Genomic DNA, 16,196 nt, shown 5'->3' on the forward strand with positions numbered 1-16,196 from the left:
GTCTTCCGGGAGGCAAGGGGTCGGTGGGCTGCCGCATGTCGGCGTCGGGGCCCCGCAGGGTGGGCCCGTCCAGAGCGCGACGAGCCGGTTCGAGCCTCCGCCGCAGCGGACGGCGCGGCAGGGACGTCGGCCGCGGTTCCGGCCGCTGGCCCGGCTCGCATCGGTCCTGCGGCGCGGGCCCAGAGGTTGAGGAGGTGAACGGCATGCTGAACATCGCGGAGATTTGCACCGGCACGCGGGCCCTGGGGCCGGGGCTGCGCGCGGTCGCGTGGACCCAGGGGTGCCCGTTCCGGTGCCGCCGGTGCGTCGCGCCGGACTGGATCGAGGATCGGCCGGCGCGCGTGATGTCCCCCGCGGAGCTCGCCGCCGCGCTGCTGACCGACCCGGACGTCACCGGGCTGACCTTCTCCGGCGGCGAACCCATGGAGCAGGCGGCCGGGCTGGCGGAGACGGCCCGGCTGGCCCGGCGGCACCGCGACCTGACCCTGATCTGCTTCACCGGGTACCGGCTGGGAGACCTGCGCGGACGCCCCGGTCCCGAGGTGCTGCTGGACGAGGTCGACGTCCTCATCGACGGCCGGTACGTCGACGTCCTGGACGACGACAGGGGAATGCGCGGCAGCACCAACCAGAGGGTGCACCGGCTCACTGACCGGCTGGACGGCGCCGACTTCCAGACCGGGCCGCGCCGGACGGAGATCCGGGTGTCCGCCGAGCGGGCGCTCCTCGTCGGCGTGCCGTCGGGCGCCGCACGCACGGCTTGGCAACAGGTGGTGGCACGGCCATGAGCTGCACGGTTCACATCGGAAAGGGACTCACCGTGAGCGGAGCGAAGACCGTCAGCGTCGACCCACGCGCCTGGCGGGAGGCCCAGCAGGCGGCCCGGCAGCTCGCCAAGGTCCGCCGCGACATGCCCAGGCTGCTGGACAGCGTCCAGCGGCAGACCCGGCAGGACATCGACCGCGCCGTCGCGGCCGTCAACCGGCGGCAGGACCAGACCGAAGGCAGGCTGCAGGATCTCAGCGAGTACACCCGTGACCTGGAGGTCCGCACCAGCGAGCAGCTCCGGGAACAGGCCGGGCGACTCGCGGCGGTCCAGGACAGGACGGAGCGGCTGGGCGACGAGATCGCCCGGGAGCGGGCCCAGCGCAGGCGCCAGATCGCCGACCTCGACGCCCGCGTCACCGACCTCGCCGAGGGCCGCGACCGGGCGACGGCGCGGGCGATGGCGATGTTCGAGGACGCCAGGACGATGGCGGCCGCCATCCGCGAACTCCCGCACGAGCGCTTCGCCCCGGGGCGCCTGGAACGCCTCGAACAGCGGCTCATGCAGACCGCGGGCACGCTCGGCGAGCAGGAGCCGGCGTTCATGCTCGGGCTCGTCCAGGCCCTGTACTTCGACCTCAGCGATCTGCGGGTCGAGGTGGAGGACGCCGAGCTGGAGTGGAACCGGGTCCGCTTCGCGGCGCTGGAGGCGCTGCGCGCCGCGGACGCCGCCGTCGAGTCGAACGCCCGGATCCCGATGCACGGGGTGGACGGCGCCGAACTGCCCGGCATCGTGCTGGACGTCGACTTCTGGACGGACGGCGACCTGATCGGATTCCTCGACCGGCTCCGCGAGGAGGCCGGTGTCGTCGTCGCTGAAGACTGCCCGCTGACCGCCGACGAGCTGCGCGCCATCGCCGAGAGCACCGGCTCGGACTGCGAGCGGCGGCTCACCGAACTGCTGGAGCGCGCCCACGTCCGGGCGCTCGCGTCGCAGGCCCGCGCCAACACCGCCGAGCTCGCCGTCGCGGCGTTCGAGCAGCAGGGCTATGAGCTGGAGGAGGAGGTCTGGGAGGGGCAGGACTTCCGCGGCGCCCACTACAGCAAGCTGGTCAGCCTCGCGGGCAACAGCGAGATCGTGGTCGAGGTCGCCCCGGACGGTGACGGGGGCATGGCGATCAAGCTGCTCTCCTACGACGCCGACCCGGCCGAGGACCGCAGGACCCGGCGCACCCAGACCATGCTGGAGATGCTGCGCGACTCCGGCGTCCCCGTCGGCGCCCCCCAGACCCGCGACACCGAGCCGACCCCCGGCGAGGGGGACCTCAAGGCCATCGGGGAACGGCTGCGGCGTGTCCGGTGAGCGGCCCCTGCCCACCCGCCTCGTCCCGCTGTACCGGGCGGCGACGCGAGGGGACGACCCCACCTTCGTCCTGTACGGCCCGGGCGTGCAGGACGTGTTCGTCGACCCTTCCCTGCGCCGCCTGAACCTGGCCGAGGCACTGCACGAGACGCTGAGCGCGGCCGGCTTCCACCGGGTGGTGTTCTTCAACCTCGACACGATGCTCACCGTGCGCGACCCGTCGTCGCGGCTCGCCCGCCGGGACGCCACGGGCACCCGGCGCGGCCGTGGCGGCGGGGCACCGGGCCGCGCGTCCGCCCGGATCAAGGGGCCGCTGGGCTACTACCAGGTGAGCGGGCGGCCCGCGGCCTCGCGCGAGGCACCGGAGAAGGCGGCGGACGAGGAGGCATCGTCTCAGCCCGGGCCGTCCGCGACAGCCGGGCCCTTCCCAGCCGCCGGGCGGTCCGCGATGACCGATGAGGCCGCGCTCGCCCTCATCGCCGACCTGATGCGCAACGAGACGGTCCGGACGGCGGTGGTCCTGGAGAACGTCGCGGTCCTGGAGCGCCACCTCAACGGGCAGCGGCAGCTCGCCGTCTCCCTCGACTCCTGGCTCGGCGGCGGGAACGGCGCGGGCAACGCCTGCGTCCTGGTGTTCGCCCACGAGCACCTCGCGGACATCGAGGAGTTCGCGAGGCGGAGTGTGAACCTGCCCGGCCTGCTGCAGTCGGCGGTCCTGGCCGAACAGCGGCGCGGCTCGCCGGGGCTCATCGGCCCGCCGGAGCCGACGGAGCTGGCCGCGCTCGTGCACCGGGCCCGGCTGCTGAGCGGCCTGGAGATCGGCGACTGGCGGACGCTGACCCCGACGACGCGGCTGATGGCGCGCGAACGCCGCGGCCTGCGCGCCTGGGAGGGCCTGCTGGCGCGGATGCCCGCGTCCGGGACGCCCCTCGACCGCACCCGGCTGCGCGCGGACGGGCACCTGTCGGGCCCCGACCTCGGGGACGGCACGGTCTGGGACCGGCTCGGCGAGCTGCGCGGCCTCGACCCGGTGGTCAAGGCCCTGAACGAGCTGCGCTGGCAGCCGCCGCGCGGGCGGGAGGCGCCCGCCCGGCACATGGTCTTCACCGGCAACCCCGGAACCGGCAAGACGACCGTGGCGCGCCTGGTCGGCGAGATCATGGTGGAGCTCGGGCTGCTGACCCTCGGGCATGTCGTCGAGGTCGGTTCCGCCGACCTGGTCGGGCAGTACCTCGGGGAAACGGCCATCAAGACGAACCAGGCCGTCGACCGGGCGATGGATGGCGTGCTGTTCATCGACGAGGCGTACACGCTGAGCGACCAGGCCGAGAACGGCTTCGGCCGCGAGGCGATCGACACGCTGCTGCAGCGCATGGAGAACGACCGGGAACGGCTGGTCGTCATCATCGCGGGCTATCCCCGGGAGATCAGCGAGTTCCTGCGCAGCAACCCGGGACTGGCGGGCCGTTTCCCCGCCCAGTACAGGCTGGAGTTCCCGGACTACGAGCCGTCCGTCCTCATCGAGATCGCGCGGGCCGACTTCGCCGAGCGCGGCCTGGCCGGGAGCGACGCGTTCGCCGCGGCCCTGGAGCAGGTCGTCACCAGGATGCACCGGAACCGGCCCGCGAACTTCGACAACGCGCGGGCCATGCGCTCGCTCGCCCAGGAGACGAGCGCAAACTGGGCAAGCCGCGTCCGCGGCGAGCGGCATCTGCCGCTCGCCCCCGAAGACCTGCCGCCCGAGCACCTGCGCCAGACCGGGGCCCCGCCCGCGGTGGCCGACCTGCTCGGCCCGATCGAGGCGATGACGGGCCTGCGCCAGGTCAAGGACGCGGTCCGCCGCATGGTGCTGCGCCTGGAGCTCAACCGCAGGCGCGGGCGGGGCGAGGTCGTCGCCCCGCACATGACGTTCTTCGGCCCGCCCGGGACGGGCAAGACCACCGTCGCCCACGAGATCGGCAAGATCCTGCACCGTCTCGGCCTGCTGAGCCGGGGACACATCGTCGAGGCCGACCGGACGCAGCTCGTCGGCGGCTACATCGGCCAGACCGCCCGCCTCACCGAGGAACGCATCGAGGAGGCGGAGGGCGGGGTCCTGTTCATCGACGAGGCGTACGCGCTGGCGCAGGGCGGCGAGAACGACTTCGGCAGGGAGGCGATCAACACCCTCGTCCCCGCGATGGAGAGCAGGCGGGGCCGCTTCGTCGTCATCCTCGCGGGCTACACCGACGAGATGCGGCAGATGATGGCCCTGAACCAGGGGCTCGCCTCGCGGGTGATGCTGTACATCGAGTTCCCCCCTTACACGCTCGACGAGCTGGTGGAGATATTCGAGAAACGGGCCGCGTCCGAGGGCTACACGCTCGCGCCCGGGGTCCTCGACCGGGTCCGCGCCTGGTTCGCCGCGGCGATGACGGCGCCCGACTTCGGCAACGCCCGGGCCGCCCGGGGCCTGCTCGAAGCCGTCGAGACCAGGGTCGCCGAACGGCTCGCGCTCGCCCCGGACATGGACGTCCACCTGATCCTGCCGGAGGACGTGCCCGATGCCTGAGCCCCAGGCGGCCCCCTCCGCCGCGTCCTGCCCGGTCTGCGGCCTGCCCGCCGGTGCCGGCGCGCGCTGCGCCGACTGCGGCTGGACGCTCCGCACGCCCTGGCGGCTCGGCCACGGCGACGCCGCGGGCTTCCAGGCGGACCTCGACGCGGCGTGCCTCGCCGCCGACCTGCGGGCGGCGGCGCGGCTCGGGGGCGACTGGCGCGACCACGCCACGCTGCTGCGCGGCGTCCCGGACGACGCGGCCTGGGCGGCGGCGCGGGACGCCGCCCAGGTCCCGATCCGGCCCGCCGGGCCGGTCGTGGCGGCCGCGATCGACCGGCGCGCGGACGGCGCGCGGCTGGCGATCCTGGAGGCCGGTCCCGACGGGCTGACCGCGACGCTCGTCGACCACCTGGTCCGCGCCGAGGAACCGGGCGAGACCCGCTGCTGGACCGAGCTGCTTCCCATGCTCTCCGCCGACCCCGCGGAACGCGCGTTCCAGCTCGCGGGCGCGCAGCACGGGCTGGACCGGAGCGCCCTGGAGCCCGCGCTGGCCGCGGCGCTGGGGGAGTGGACCCGGCGGCTGCCGCCCGCGCGGATCGCGATCTGCCGGGCGCCCGGCTGGCCGCTGCCCGAACTCGCCACCCGCCTCCTCGCGCCCGAAACGGCGGCCGAACCCGGCGCCCTCGCAGCGGGGCCCGGAAGCGCGACGGCCGAACCCGGCGCCCTCGCCGGGCTGCTCGCCGAGATCGCGGCGGCCCGGCCGATCCGCACCGGCTACGGGCTCCTCGTCGCCCGGGTCGGGCCCGAGCCGGCGCGCGTCGGCACCGAGCTCAGCACGCTGCTCCCGGCCGGGGCCCGCGGCGGCGCCGCCGAGGAGATCACCGTCTACCGGGCGCCGGGCATGAACCCCCTGACGACGCTGGCGGTCTGCACGGTGGAACGGCCGCCGCGGCTGATCGACGCGTGGCGGGCGACGCTGCCGGCCGGGCCCGCCGTGGTCCGGGCCGTGCTGGACGGCCCCGAGCGGGTCAGGCTGACCGAACCGGCCGGGCTGGACTCGGTGTCGCTTGACCTCCCGGACATCCTCGCCGACCTGCCGACCTGGTTCGAGCCGCCCCCGCCGCTGCTGGAACTGGTCTGCCTGCTGGAGCTGAACGGCCCGGCGGGCACCGTCCGCCGGCGCCGGGAGCTGCTGGCCGGGCTCTTCGACCTCCTCGCCACCGAGATGGCCGACCGGGTCCGGGCGGCGGTCGTCGGCTACACCGACCACGCGTTCCGCGGCCGGACGATCCTGGACGTCGTGCCCGCCTGGCGGCCGGAGCCGCCCGCCGCCGCCCGCACCGCCCTCGACCGGCTGCCCGACCCCGTCGAGCCGTTCGCCGCCGGTGCCGCGCCCCTGGAGGACGCGCTCGACGCCGTGGCCGGAGGCGGCCCGCCCGCGCGTGCGCCGCGCGTCCTGCTGACCGTCGCGGGGCGTCCCCCTCATCCGCTGTACTCCGACGTCAGCGGGCTCCGCCCGGTCGACGTCTGCCCGCTGCACCGCGACTGGGCGGCGGCGCTCGCCCGCCTGCCCGCCTCCCGCCGGATCACGGTCCTCGACCGGGTGCCCGAGACGCCCGCCCCGGTCTGGCGGGCGCTCGGCGAGCACGGCCTGCTCGGGCTCGACGGCGCCGCGCCGCGCCCGCTGGCCGCGGTGCTCGGCCTGCTGCCCGCCGCGCCGGTCCCCTTCCCGCTTCCGCTCGCCCATCCGCTCTGAGAGGTGAGGCGCCATGACCGTCCCTCCCCCGTTCCAGCCCCTCCCCGACGACGGGGACGACGAGCCCGTCCAGACGCCCGGGAGCAGGTACTCCCCGCCGCCGTCCGGCAACGCCGCACCCTCGGGCACCGGCGCACCGTCCGGCACCGGCGGGCCCTCCGGCAATGGCGCGCCCTCCGGCACCGGCGCGCGCTCCAGCAATGGTGCGCCGTCCGGCAACGGTGCGGGGTCCGGCAACGGTGCGCAGCCCGGCGACGCCGCGTCCGGTGAGCGGGGGCCCGGCGCCGAGGAGGCCGTCGCGGGGCGCATCGGCATCCTCGGCCCGCCGGGCAGCGGCAAGACGACCTTCCTCGGCGCGATCCGGCTCGCGCTGGAGGAGCGGCAGGCCGGGCTCATCTGGGGCACCGACCCGCAGTCGCAGACGTTCCTCACCGAGGCGTCCGACCGGCTCCGCCGGCAGCGGGTGTTCCCCAACGCCACCGTGGCGCTGCCGCCGGACCTGTCGTTCCGGCTGCGCGTCCGGCGCAGGAACGTCCTCGCCACCCCCGTCTGGCGGCGCCGCCGGACGGAGCGGACGGCGGTGGTGTCGCTCAACGTCCTGGACGCCCCCGGCGGCATCTTCGGCGGCCACACGCCGGAGGCCGTGCCGCGGCCCGACCAGCCGCCACCGCAGAGCGCGTCCTCCTACTCGGCCGCCGACCTGGAGCGGCTGGCGGAGCACCTGGCGGGCAGCACCGGCCTGATCCTGCTCCTCGACCCCGTCCGCGAGACGAAGCAGAACGACTCCTACGACTACCTCCAGCACATCATCGTGCAGATCGCCGCGCGGGCCCGGTTCCGCCCCAACGACCCGCACCTGCCGCACCATCTCGCCGTCTGCGTCACCAAGTTCGACCATCCGCTGGTGTTCAACGCCGTCAACCGGCAGGGGCTCTACGTCGAGCCGCGCGGCGAGGAGGAGTTCCCGCACGCGCCGTCGCAGACCGCCCGCGAGTACTTCGACCATCTCTGCGACGAGCGGCGCCCGGACGCCCATCTGGGCGACACCAACAGCACCCGGCAGCTGAGGAACGTCATCAGGCAGTACTTCAGCCCGCGGCGCACCCGGTTCTTCCTCACCTCGGCGGTGGGCTTCCGCGTCGATCCGCGGACCGGCAGGTTCTTGGAGACCGCCCCGGAGAACGTCTCCTACGAGGAGTTCGAGGGGAAGGTCGGCCAGTGGATCCAGGGCACGGCGCATCCGGTGAACGTCCTGGAACCCCTGATGTGGCTCGTCCAGCAGCAGTTCAAGGACGAGGGACGATGACCGCGACACCAGCCGTACCCGTACCTTTCCCCGTGGCGTGGGCCGTGCTCGGCAAGGAGCCGGGCAGCTACGACGACTACGCCATCACCGCCGGTGGCGCGGGGCTGTCCGGCAGGCAGCTGCCCGCGGTCTTCGCGGAGCTGTCGTCGCTGGGCGAGCCGCCGGCCGACCAGGCCGGGCCCCGGGCGCTGCCGTGGATCGTGTTCACCGCGGTCCGCGCCGGCGACCGCGACCACGTCGGCCTCAGCGTCCAGGACTGGACGTCCCAGAACGACGGCATGGGACGTCCCATCACCGCCTGCACCTTCTACTACCTGCCGTACCGCGAGGCCAGCGACCTGGGCGTCTCCTACCGTGAGATCCTCGCCGCCGTCCGCGACGAGCCGCTCCCGGAGGCCGGTTCGGCCCTGCACGCGACGCTGACCCGGACCGATCGCCGGGGCCAGGCCGCGACCGTCGCGGAGCTGGGCTTCGAGCGGGTCGCCCGCGCCGCCGCGCTGCTGCTGGAGGGGCCCGTCACGGTGACGCGCGCCGAACACCTGACGGTGGAGCAGCGGCTCGCGTTCATGGACGCCGTCGCGGCCCTGCTCCCCCAGGGGTGGCGGACCCGGTTCTCGGCGGCGACCTGGCACGAGGGCGCGGACACCAGGATCGGGCTGGCCTTCGCGCACCAGTGCCGCCCCGGCTCGTTCGAGCTGGACTGGCAGGCGCCCGGCGCGCCGCCCCCGACGGCGCCCGCCGCGGAGGGGTATCTCGCCTGGCTGAAAGAACTCGTGGAGGTACGGCGCTGGGCACCGTCCAAACTCCTCGCCGGGCTCGCCGCCCGCGACGCCTCGATGTTCGACGACGAGCCGGGGGCCGCCGTCGCCATCCTGCAAGACCTGGACTGGCCGGGGACCGTCTGGCGGTCCGTCCGCGACGGCACGGCCGAACGCGACGAGCTCGTCCGGCTGTTCACCCTCGAACGGCACCGGGAACTCGACGCGCCCGACCGGGTGTCCGATGTGTTCGACGCGCTGGTCGCGGCCGCCGAACCGGACGACCTGCCCCTGGTCGCGAAGCACTGGCGGGCATGCCGCGGACGGGAGGAGACGCTCGTCCGCAACGCCCGCCGCCGGGTGTGGCGCGAGCGTCCCGAGCCGGGCCTGGACGCCTACGCCGAGACCGCCGAACGGCTCGGCTCCGCCGACACCTTCCTCGCCGCGCTGCTCGCCGAGCCGCGCCCGCCGCACGAGGCGCCGGGCGGGGAGGCGACGCTCGCCGCGCTGCTGCGCGAGCGCCGCCCGCCCGCGGCGGGCCCGGTCCCGGCGGCGCTGGGCGGGCATCCCGCGCTGCTGGCCGAGCTGCTCCTGGCGGTGACGGCGGACCCCGCCGCCGACCGGCGGGCCTGGCTCGCGGCCGTCTCCGGACCCGCGCCGCCGGTCCTGCTCGACGCGTTCCGCGCCATGTGGGAGCGGCCTGCGCGCCCTCCCGGGAGCTTCGCCGAACTCGTCGCGCTCGGCCGCGGCTGCCTGCCCGCCGTGCTCAACGCCGCCACGCGGCGCAGGGTGCTCGGCGCCGCGCTGGCGTCCTTCGGCGGCTGGCTGATGACGGCGGCGGACGCGCCGGACGACCCCGCGTGGACCGCCCTGCTGGCCGGGCTGGACCCGGCGACGTCCGCCGACAAGGGCACGGTCGACGGGCTGCTCGTCTGGCTCGGCGGCGAGCCCCGCCACTTCGCCGGCTGCGCCCGCTCGCCCACCTACTTCGAGGCGTTCCACGCGGTCCGCTCGGAACCGGCGGGCCGGGCCGGGCTGCCCCGCCTCCACAGGGCGCTGCTGGGCTATCTCGGACGGTACGAGTGGGTGACGGCCCACGCCGCAGGCGCCGTCAGCCTCGTCGGCGACCTCGACACCGACCCGGCGATCGCCCGCACCGTCCTGCTGGCCCGGTCGGTGGAGCCCGCGCTCGACCGCGTCGCGGCGTACGCCAGATGGCGCCGGCGGATCCTCACCGTCCATCCGGAGCTCCACGAGGGGGAAGCGTTGCTGCTCGTCCGCAACATCAGGCCCGACGCGCCGCCCGAGGTCGTCGGGGAACTGTGCGCCGAAGCGCTGGCCCGGGGGATGCCGGTCGGCCGGATCCGGGACCAGCTCATCGCCACCGGATGGCGGTTCTCCGGCGAACTGCTCGTGACACTGGTCGACCACGTCGCCGGCCACCTCATGCGGCTGCGGCACCCCGACCCGACCCGGATGTCGCTGGCGCTGGGCAGGAGCCTGCTGAAGAGATGCCCGCCCCAGCAGGCCGCCGAGATCCGGCGGTACGCGTTCCGGTACGCGGCGCGCGATGCCCGCTACCGGCTGGACATGATCCGGTTCCTGACCGAAGACCCGGACAAGGCGGGCAAGCTACGGCTCGACGACGCGGACCGCCGGGACCTGCACGACCTCGCGGAGTTCGCCGATCACCTCGCCCACCTGGGACACCCATTCTGGAAGCGGCTATGACGGCACGGCTGGAGCGCGCGGCCGTCCTCGATCTGGACGAGTCCACGCTGATCCTGATCGACGGCGACGCGCGGTCCTCGCGGCGCCCGCCCGGACCGGCGGAGGCGTTCGACCGCCCGGTCGTCGTCGTGAGCGCTCCGCACGGGCCGGGGCCCGAGCGCCTCGAATCCGCCCACCGGGCCGCCGCCCCGCACGGGGTGCACGGGGCGGGGCGGTTCGCGGCCTGCGCCGCCGCGGCGGCCCGACGCGGCGTGACCGGGACGCTCACGATCTGCGACCTGACCTGGACCGCCGCGCGCATCGCCCGCGCCGAGACCGACGGCACCGCCATCACGGTCGGCCCGCACCACGACGCCACCGGATTGGACGGTGCCGGGCTGGACGGCGCCGGGCTGGACGGTGCCGCCTTCCTCGCCGGGCTCACCCCCGACCCCGCCGAGCGCGCGGCGCTCCGCGACGCGCTCACCACCGACGCGGACTTCCTGTCGGTGGCGTACGACCAGGCGGTCCAGGACCCGATGTACCGGGACGTCCCGGTGGTCACCACCACCGGAACGCCGATCACCGCCGGCGCGCTCCTCGACGCACTCACCAGGTACAGGGTCGCGCTCGCGGCGTCCCTCGCCCGGTCGGGCGCCGCCGACCACACCGTGCTGACCGGGGACTTCGCCGCGTTCCCGTTGCTCGCCCGGGCGATCGCCGAGGAGACCGGGCGGGCACCGCTCGTCGTGCCCGGCGCCGTCCCGGAGGGGGCGCTGCTGCTGGCCGCCGGGGCCTGCACCGAAACGGCCGGCCGGCGTCCTGGCGTGCAGGTGCCCCTGCACCGCCGCCGCGCCGGACGGCTGGAGGACGCGCTCGTCGCCCTGCCCTACGGCGTCGGCGAGTACGCCCTCTTCGACGGAGCCGAGCTGTACGTGGCGAAGGGCGGCGCCGACGACGGCCTCCCGGTCGCGGACGTGCTGCCGCTGGATGTGGACGGCGCGCCGCTGGAGGTGGACGTGGCGTGCCTCCCCGCCGGGCGCTACCGGCTCGGCGTGCGCCCCACCCGGGACGGCCCGCCGCTGCTCGTCCTGGCGCCCGGCGACGGCGCGGACCCGACCTTCCTCCCTCTCACCGACCGGAGCGTCCAGCCATGAACGAATCCGTCACCGAACAGACCCGCGCGCTCGGCGCGCTGATCGAGCGGCTGGCGGCGGAGGCCGGGACGACCGCCGACCGCGCCGCCGGGCTCCGCTTCATCGGCGACCTGAACCGGGCGCTCGACGGCCTGCCCGGCCTGCTCGCCGCGGCCCGGGCCCTGCTCGACCGCACCGACCTCGGCCCGGTCCTGGCGACCAGGCTCGACGCGGCCTGGACCGAGGCGGAGACGCTCCGCGCCGAACTGATCGAGGCGGAGGGGCTGGCGGAGCGGCTCGGCCCAGCCCTCGCGGAACTCGCCGACGTCAAGGCCCGGCACGCGGACCTGACCGCGCGGCTCGCGGAGGTCCGCCGCCTCGACGCGCTGAAGGGCGAGGTGGAGACGCTGCGCTCCGCCACGTCCGACCTCTACCGCCGGGAAGCGGAGCTCTCCGGCGTGCGCGGTGCCGAGCGGGAGCTCGCGGAGGCGGCGGCGCCCCTGGAGGCGTCGGCCGCGCTCCGGCTGGCGGAGCTGGACACCGAGACCCGCCGCGCCGTCGAACGGGCCGAACGCCTCGCCGGGGAGGTCACGTCGGCCGAGCGGCGGCTGGCCGTACAGCGCGGCGCGGTCACCGCGCGGGAGGACGGGCTCGCCGCGCTGCAAACGCAGTTCGCCGAGCTGCAGGACATCGCCGACCGGACGCTCCCGCGGATCGAGGCGCATCGCCGCGCCGACCGCGAACTGTGCGCCGCCCTCGGAGTCGGCCTCCTGACCAAGGGCCCGGGCCTGGAGCACCTCCAGGCAGCCCTGGACGAGATGGAGGAGCGGCTCAGGCAGACCGACGACGCGCTGCGCGAGGCCCTCCGCGCGCGGGACGCGGACCACGCGGAGGCCCGCAAGCCCCTGGGCCTGGTCTAGCAATGTCCCGAGACATAGCTCGCCTAGACGTAGGGGAGGCGGGAACGGGCGTAGTCGGCCCAACGGAGGTAGGTCCACGCCAGGTGCAGGGCGAGAACCGTCAAGGGGACGAGAGAGGGCAGCGAACCCGGCGCCGAGCTGATGACCACCACCACGATCACGACGGCCAGGACGAAGCGGCCGAACCGGCGATAGCGCAGCGCGTCCAGCGGGGCCATGACGAACCGGGCGATCCGCGGCAGCAGCGCCCGCTCGCGATAATCGGGCCCCAGCAGCGCCGCCAGCGTGCATTCGGCCGCCCATTGGATCAGGCACGTCGCCCAGATCACGACCGCGACCGCCCCGCGCTCGGAATCCGATATCAGCAGGACGCCGTGGAAGATCCACCAAGCGAAGGTGACCAGCGACATCCCGGCGACGGCCCTGAACACGGCCCCGGCGAGGGCGGACGCCTGGAGCAGCGCATCCTGCCTCTCCCTGAACGGCGGCGCGGGCGCGGGCGTCCAGTTCATGCCGGGCGCCGGAGGCGCGTCCCGCCCGCGCGTCTGGGGCGGTGCCTCGTCCTGCGGCGGGCGTTGCGCCTCACGCGGCTCCTGGGGCGGGACCTCGCGCCATGCCTGGGGGAGGGACCGGACGGCCGCCAAGAGAAGGAGTGGATCGGCGCCCGTGGACGCGAGCTGCCGCTCCAGCCATGGCGGCCGGAACGGCAGGCCGTCCAGGCCCGCGCCGAGCGCCCGGCTGAGCCGCCGCACCGCCCGCGCCTCGTCGACCGCGATGTTCAGCAGTTCGATGCGGAGGGAGGAGTCGTCCGCCAGCTCGCCGGCCAGCGCCGGGTGCTCGTCGATGAGCACGCGCCGGACCGACGGCCAGCCCCGCTCCGCGCGCAGCCGCCGCCGCTCGATCTCGGCCAGGGCGACCCCGCCGGGCGCGGCGACGAACCGGGTGAGCACGCCGTACTCGATGATCTCCATGGCCCAGTCGCGGGCGAGCTCGTCGTCCCGGTCGAGCCGCCGGAGCGCGTGCCGGGTGAGGTTCCACAGGGTGTCGGCGTCGAGCCGGCCGCCCCCGTAGACCGGCTGGGCGCCCGGCGCCAGACGGCGCAGCACATGGAGCAGCCGCACGTTGACCGGCTGCGCCGAGGCGAGCTGGACGAGGGCGTCCTCGCGGCCGGTGCCGGGCCCCGGGCCGAACCGCTCGATGAACCGTCGCAGCGACTCGACGGGACGTCCGGCCGGGTCGTCCAGCAGCGCGGCGGCGTCGCTCCACCGCTCGGCCAGCGCCGCTGCCAGGGCCTCGGGATCGGTGAAGAACTCCCCGCCGAACAGAAAGGCGCCCTCTTCCGGTTCCGCCGCGTTTTCCGGGTCAGGCGGTGCGTCCAATGGTGTCTCCTCACCGGCAGACAATGCGAGTCTGCAGCACGGGACCACCGCGATTCATTCCATTCCACGATCTGGGAATACATTTTGGAAAATGCGGCCTACGGTTCGGGCTGCTGCCAGCGCAGGCCGAAGGCGTGGCCGATGGCGAGGTCCCCGAAGCCCGCCCGGGCCTCCGCCGCCCGGTCGAGGGCGACCTCGGGCAGCCCCGCCGGAGGGTCGTCGAGCGTCCGCGGCGGGACGGCGTCCAGGAGCCAGACCCGTTCGGGCGGACGCGACAGCGGGAACCGCACCCTGAGCAGGAACGCGTCGCAACGCGACAGGGGCGTGAGGGCGTAGTGCGGGACCATGCGATGCCCGTCCGAGAACCGGTACTTCAACGCGAAGTCGTGTCTCTCGCCTGCTCGGAGCGGGTGTGCCGGTTCGATGACGAACCTGAAGAGGCTCTTGCTGGGATGCTCCCGGGACACCAGCAGGCCGCCGAACATCACGTCGGCGAAGAGCTCCCCCGCGGGCCCGCCGGGGGCGGGCGGCACGCTGACGGAGATGACCAGGTGGCGCAGCTCGGCGGCGGTGACGGCGATCCGCCGCATCTCGAGGATCTCCGGTTCGGGCAGGTCGAGCCGCACCACGGTGTGGACGTTCTCGCAGTACCACCCGGTGCGCTCCTTCCGCTCACCCGGCGTGGACGCCCCCGCCACGGGCGGCCCCGGCACGGGCGGCCCCAGTGCGGACGACGCTGGCACGGGCGGCTCGGGGACGGACGTGCCCGGCATCGCCGCCGGGGTCCCGGCCGCGAGGAACTCGGCGAGCAGGCACAGCGCCTCGTCGAGGCGGCGGCGGACGGTCCGCTCGTCCCGCTCCAGCTGTTCGGCCAGGTAGCGAATGCGTTCCCCCAGGAACCGCTGGCCCGCCCCGGGATGCAGGCCGAGCGCCACCCGCGCCACGAACTCCAGGTCGGCCGGGAGCGCAGGGAGCCAGGTGCCCAGCCACTCGGCGACCGTGCCCCGCCGCCATGCCCCCTGCTCACCGGGATCGCCCGCCTTCATGCGACGGATCAGGGCCGGGCCCAGCCGGTTCGCGAAGTCCTGGCCGAGCAGGCCGCGTCCCTTGCACAGCCGGCGCAGTTCCGCATGAAACGCACTCGCCTCCACCGTGTTCACTCACCGCCCCGCTTCGGCCACCGAACGCTCACGCCACCATCATCCACACGGCCGTGCGGGCGGCCTGTGGCGAACGCCACAGAGCCGGGCGCCAGTGGACGGCCGCGTCATCGTCGCCGCATCGCCCGCGACACTTTCTTTAGCTCCGAGAATTGGCGGAATGTTCGTCCGGAAAATTGTCGGGTGAAAGCATTCCCAGCCGCCCGGCGGATAGAGCACACTGAGCATGATGGCCCGGCGCCACGAAAGAGGATGATTCCCCGATGGAACCGCAAGGTGTGGAACTCCTGCACGGCGACGCCCCGGACTCCTGGGGCGGCGGACCGGACGACCTCCTGGCGGGCGACGGGCTCCTGCTGCTGATCCGCGGCATGGCGGTCTGCAATGCCGCGCACTCCGCCTTCCCGCCGTCCGACCTTCGGCTGTGGGAGCAGACCGCGGCCCGGTTCGTCGATCTGTCCGCCCGGGTCATGGTGCTGAACGCCACCGTCCGGGCGAGCGGCGGCGCCGGGGACGACGTACCGGTCCCCGGACGGCTGCCGCTGGCCGGGACACGCCTCGGCGACATCGACCGCTGGTGCGCCGTCACCGAAGCCGCGATCCCGGACGGGTGGCGCGCGTTCCAGGGACGCACCCGCGCCCGGGTCCTGCGCAGGCTGACCCGGCGAAGACCGTCGCCGGGCATCGAGATCCTCACCGCCGCGCGGGCCCTGGCGGGGCGGCGCGGCACCGGGACGGGCCTGAGCGACCAGCAGGTCCGCAGGCGCTTCGAGGCCATGGCCCCGGAGGCGGCGGCCGAGGGGGTCCAGGACGCGCTGGAGATCGGCGCGCGGGCGATCGCCACCACGTCCCGCGTCGCCGCACGCGCCTACGCCGACGAGCTCATCTCGATCGTCCGCACCGTCAACGAGGAGACCGCCCGGCGGCAGGCGGAGCGGCGGCGGGCCGCCCGCTACATGCTCGTCCTCGGCGCGACGGCGCTCGAACGGCACTCGCACGGCCGCGATCTGGCGGCGCGCCTGGAGCAGGTGCTGGCCGGGGAGACCGGGCTCGGCGGCGACCTCCAGGACGCCTGCGAGCGGCTGTGCGGCGTCCTGGAGGCGGACGCCTGCGCCGACCGCCTCTCCGATCTGCTGCAGCGGTCGCTGATCGAGCGCGGGTTCACGATCCGGGTCGACCGGGAGACCGCCGCGCCGGCCATCCTGCTCTCCGCGTTCGAGAAGGGCACGGCGGCCCGCTGCGGGAGCCTCGTCATCGACGACGGAAGGGTCGTGACGGCGCCGCCGCCGCGCTCCTCGCGCCGGCGCTCGGCGTCCGCGACGTCCGCGGCGTTCACCGACGCCGTCGAGCACTTCCGCCGCCGGCTCGGCTCCGCGATGACCCCCGGCCCTGTCGCTTATACACATC

11 protein-coding genes are annotated in these 16,196 nt (G+C 75.1%); 9 read left to right on the forward strand and 2 right to left on the reverse strand.

The features are described 5' to 3' along the window. The first annotated feature begins 203 nt into the window (after positions 1-203). From E1264_RS27325 to E1264_RS27360, 8 genes are read left to right on the forward strand one after another with little or no spacing between them, the layout of a single operon-like run. On the forward strand, positions 204-788 hold the full coding sequence (locus E1264_RS27325; RefSeq protein ID WP_132178311.1) for a 4Fe-4S single cluster domain-containing protein: 585 nt from the start codon (positions 204-206) through the stop codon (positions 786-788). A 32-nt stretch (positions 789-820) separates the two neighbouring features. Then, positions 821-2,128 (forward strand): hypothetical protein, encoded by a 1,308-nt coding sequence (locus E1264_RS45465; RefSeq protein WP_132178312.1) that lies wholly within the window; start codon positions 821-823, stop codon positions 2,126-2,128. Further along, positions 2,118-4,679 (forward strand): AAA family ATPase, encoded by a 2,562-nt coding sequence (locus tag E1264_RS27335; protein WP_132178313.1) that lies wholly within the window; start codon positions 2,118-2,120, stop codon positions 4,677-4,679. The genes E1264_RS45465 and E1264_RS27335 overlap by 11 nt, the downstream gene beginning before the upstream one ends. After that, positions 4,672-6,420, forward strand: coding sequence for a hypothetical protein (locus E1264_RS27340; protein ID WP_132178314.1), 1,749 nt, complete (start codon positions 4,672-4,674; stop codon positions 6,418-6,420). The genes E1264_RS27335 and E1264_RS27340 overlap by 8 nt, the downstream gene beginning before the upstream one ends. Positions 6,421-6,433: 13 nt before the next feature. Next, positions 6,434-7,726 (forward strand): hypothetical protein, encoded by a 1,293-nt coding sequence (locus tag E1264_RS27345; RefSeq protein WP_132178315.1) that lies wholly within the window; start codon positions 6,434-6,436, stop codon positions 7,724-7,726. After that, positions 7,723-10,215 carry a hypothetical protein gene (locus E1264_RS27350; protein WP_132178316.1) on the forward strand — a complete coding sequence of 831 codons (2,493 nt, stop codon included), beginning with the start codon at positions 7,723-7,725 and terminating at the stop codon, positions 10,213-10,215. Before E1264_RS27345 ends, E1264_RS27350 begins: the two co-directional genes overlap by 4 nt. Beyond that, entirely contained in the window at positions 10,212-11,351 is a 1,140-nt protein-coding gene (locus tag E1264_RS27355) for a hypothetical protein (RefSeq protein ID WP_132178317.1), read from the forward strand. The genes E1264_RS27350 and E1264_RS27355 overlap by 4 nt, the downstream gene beginning before the upstream one ends. Next, on the forward strand, positions 11,348-12,250 hold the full coding sequence (locus E1264_RS27360) for a hypothetical protein (protein ID WP_132178318.1): 903 nt from the start codon (positions 11,348-11,350) through the stop codon (positions 12,248-12,250). The genes E1264_RS27355 and E1264_RS27360 overlap by 4 nt, the downstream gene beginning before the upstream one ends. Before the next feature lie 23 nt (positions 12,251-12,273). Here E1264_RS27360 and E1264_RS27365 read toward each other — a convergent pair whose 3' ends face one another. Both E1264_RS27365 and E1264_RS27370 read right to left on the reverse strand, forming a co-directional pair. After that, positions 12,274-13,629 carry a hypothetical protein gene (locus E1264_RS27365; protein ID WP_132178319.1) on the reverse strand — a complete coding sequence of 452 codons (1,356 nt, stop codon included), beginning with the start codon at positions 13,627-13,629 and terminating at the stop codon, positions 12,274-12,276. A gap of 98 nt (positions 13,630-13,727) precedes the next feature. Beyond that, positions 13,728-14,789, reverse strand: a complete 1,062-nt coding sequence (locus E1264_RS27370; protein ID WP_132178320.1) for a hypothetical protein — start codon at positions 14,787-14,789, stop codon at positions 13,728-13,730. Positions 14,790-15,052: 263 nt separating this feature from the next. Between E1264_RS27370 and E1264_RS27375 the strand changes: the two genes are divergently transcribed. Further along, positions 15,053-16,196 (forward strand): hypothetical protein (locus E1264_RS27375; RefSeq protein WP_132178321.1); only part of this gene is annotated, 1,144 nt, incomplete at its 3' end.

This window comes from Actinomadura sp. KC216 (assembly GCF_004348535.1).
GTDB lineage: Bacteria > Actinomycetota > Actinomycetes > Streptosporangiales > Streptosporangiaceae > Spirillospora.

Excerpts from the sequence above, each read along its gene's own strand:
- E1264_RS27325 (WP_132178311.1), top strand. The coding sequence starts at position 204 with ATGCTGAACATCGCGGAGATTTGCACCGGCACGCGGGCCCTGGGGCCG.
- E1264_RS27340 (WP_132178314.1), top strand. The coding sequence starts at position 4,672 with ATGCCTGAGCCCCAGGCGGCCCCCTCCGCCGCGTCCTGCCCGGTCTGC.
- E1264_RS27345 (WP_132178315.1), top strand. The coding sequence starts at position 6,434 with ATGACCGTCCCTCCCCCGTTCCAGCCCCTCCCCGACGACGGGGACGAC.
- E1264_RS27350 (WP_132178316.1), top strand. The coding sequence starts at position 7,723 with ATGACCGCGACACCAGCCGTACCCGTACCTTTCCCCGTGGCGTGGGCC.
- E1264_RS27355 (WP_132178317.1), top strand. The coding sequence starts at position 10,212 with ATGACGGCACGGCTGGAGCGCGCGGCCGTCCTCGATCTGGACGAGTCC.
- E1264_RS27360 (WP_132178318.1), top strand. The coding sequence starts at position 11,348 with ATGAACGAATCCGTCACCGAACAGACCCGCGCGCTCGGCGCGCTGATC.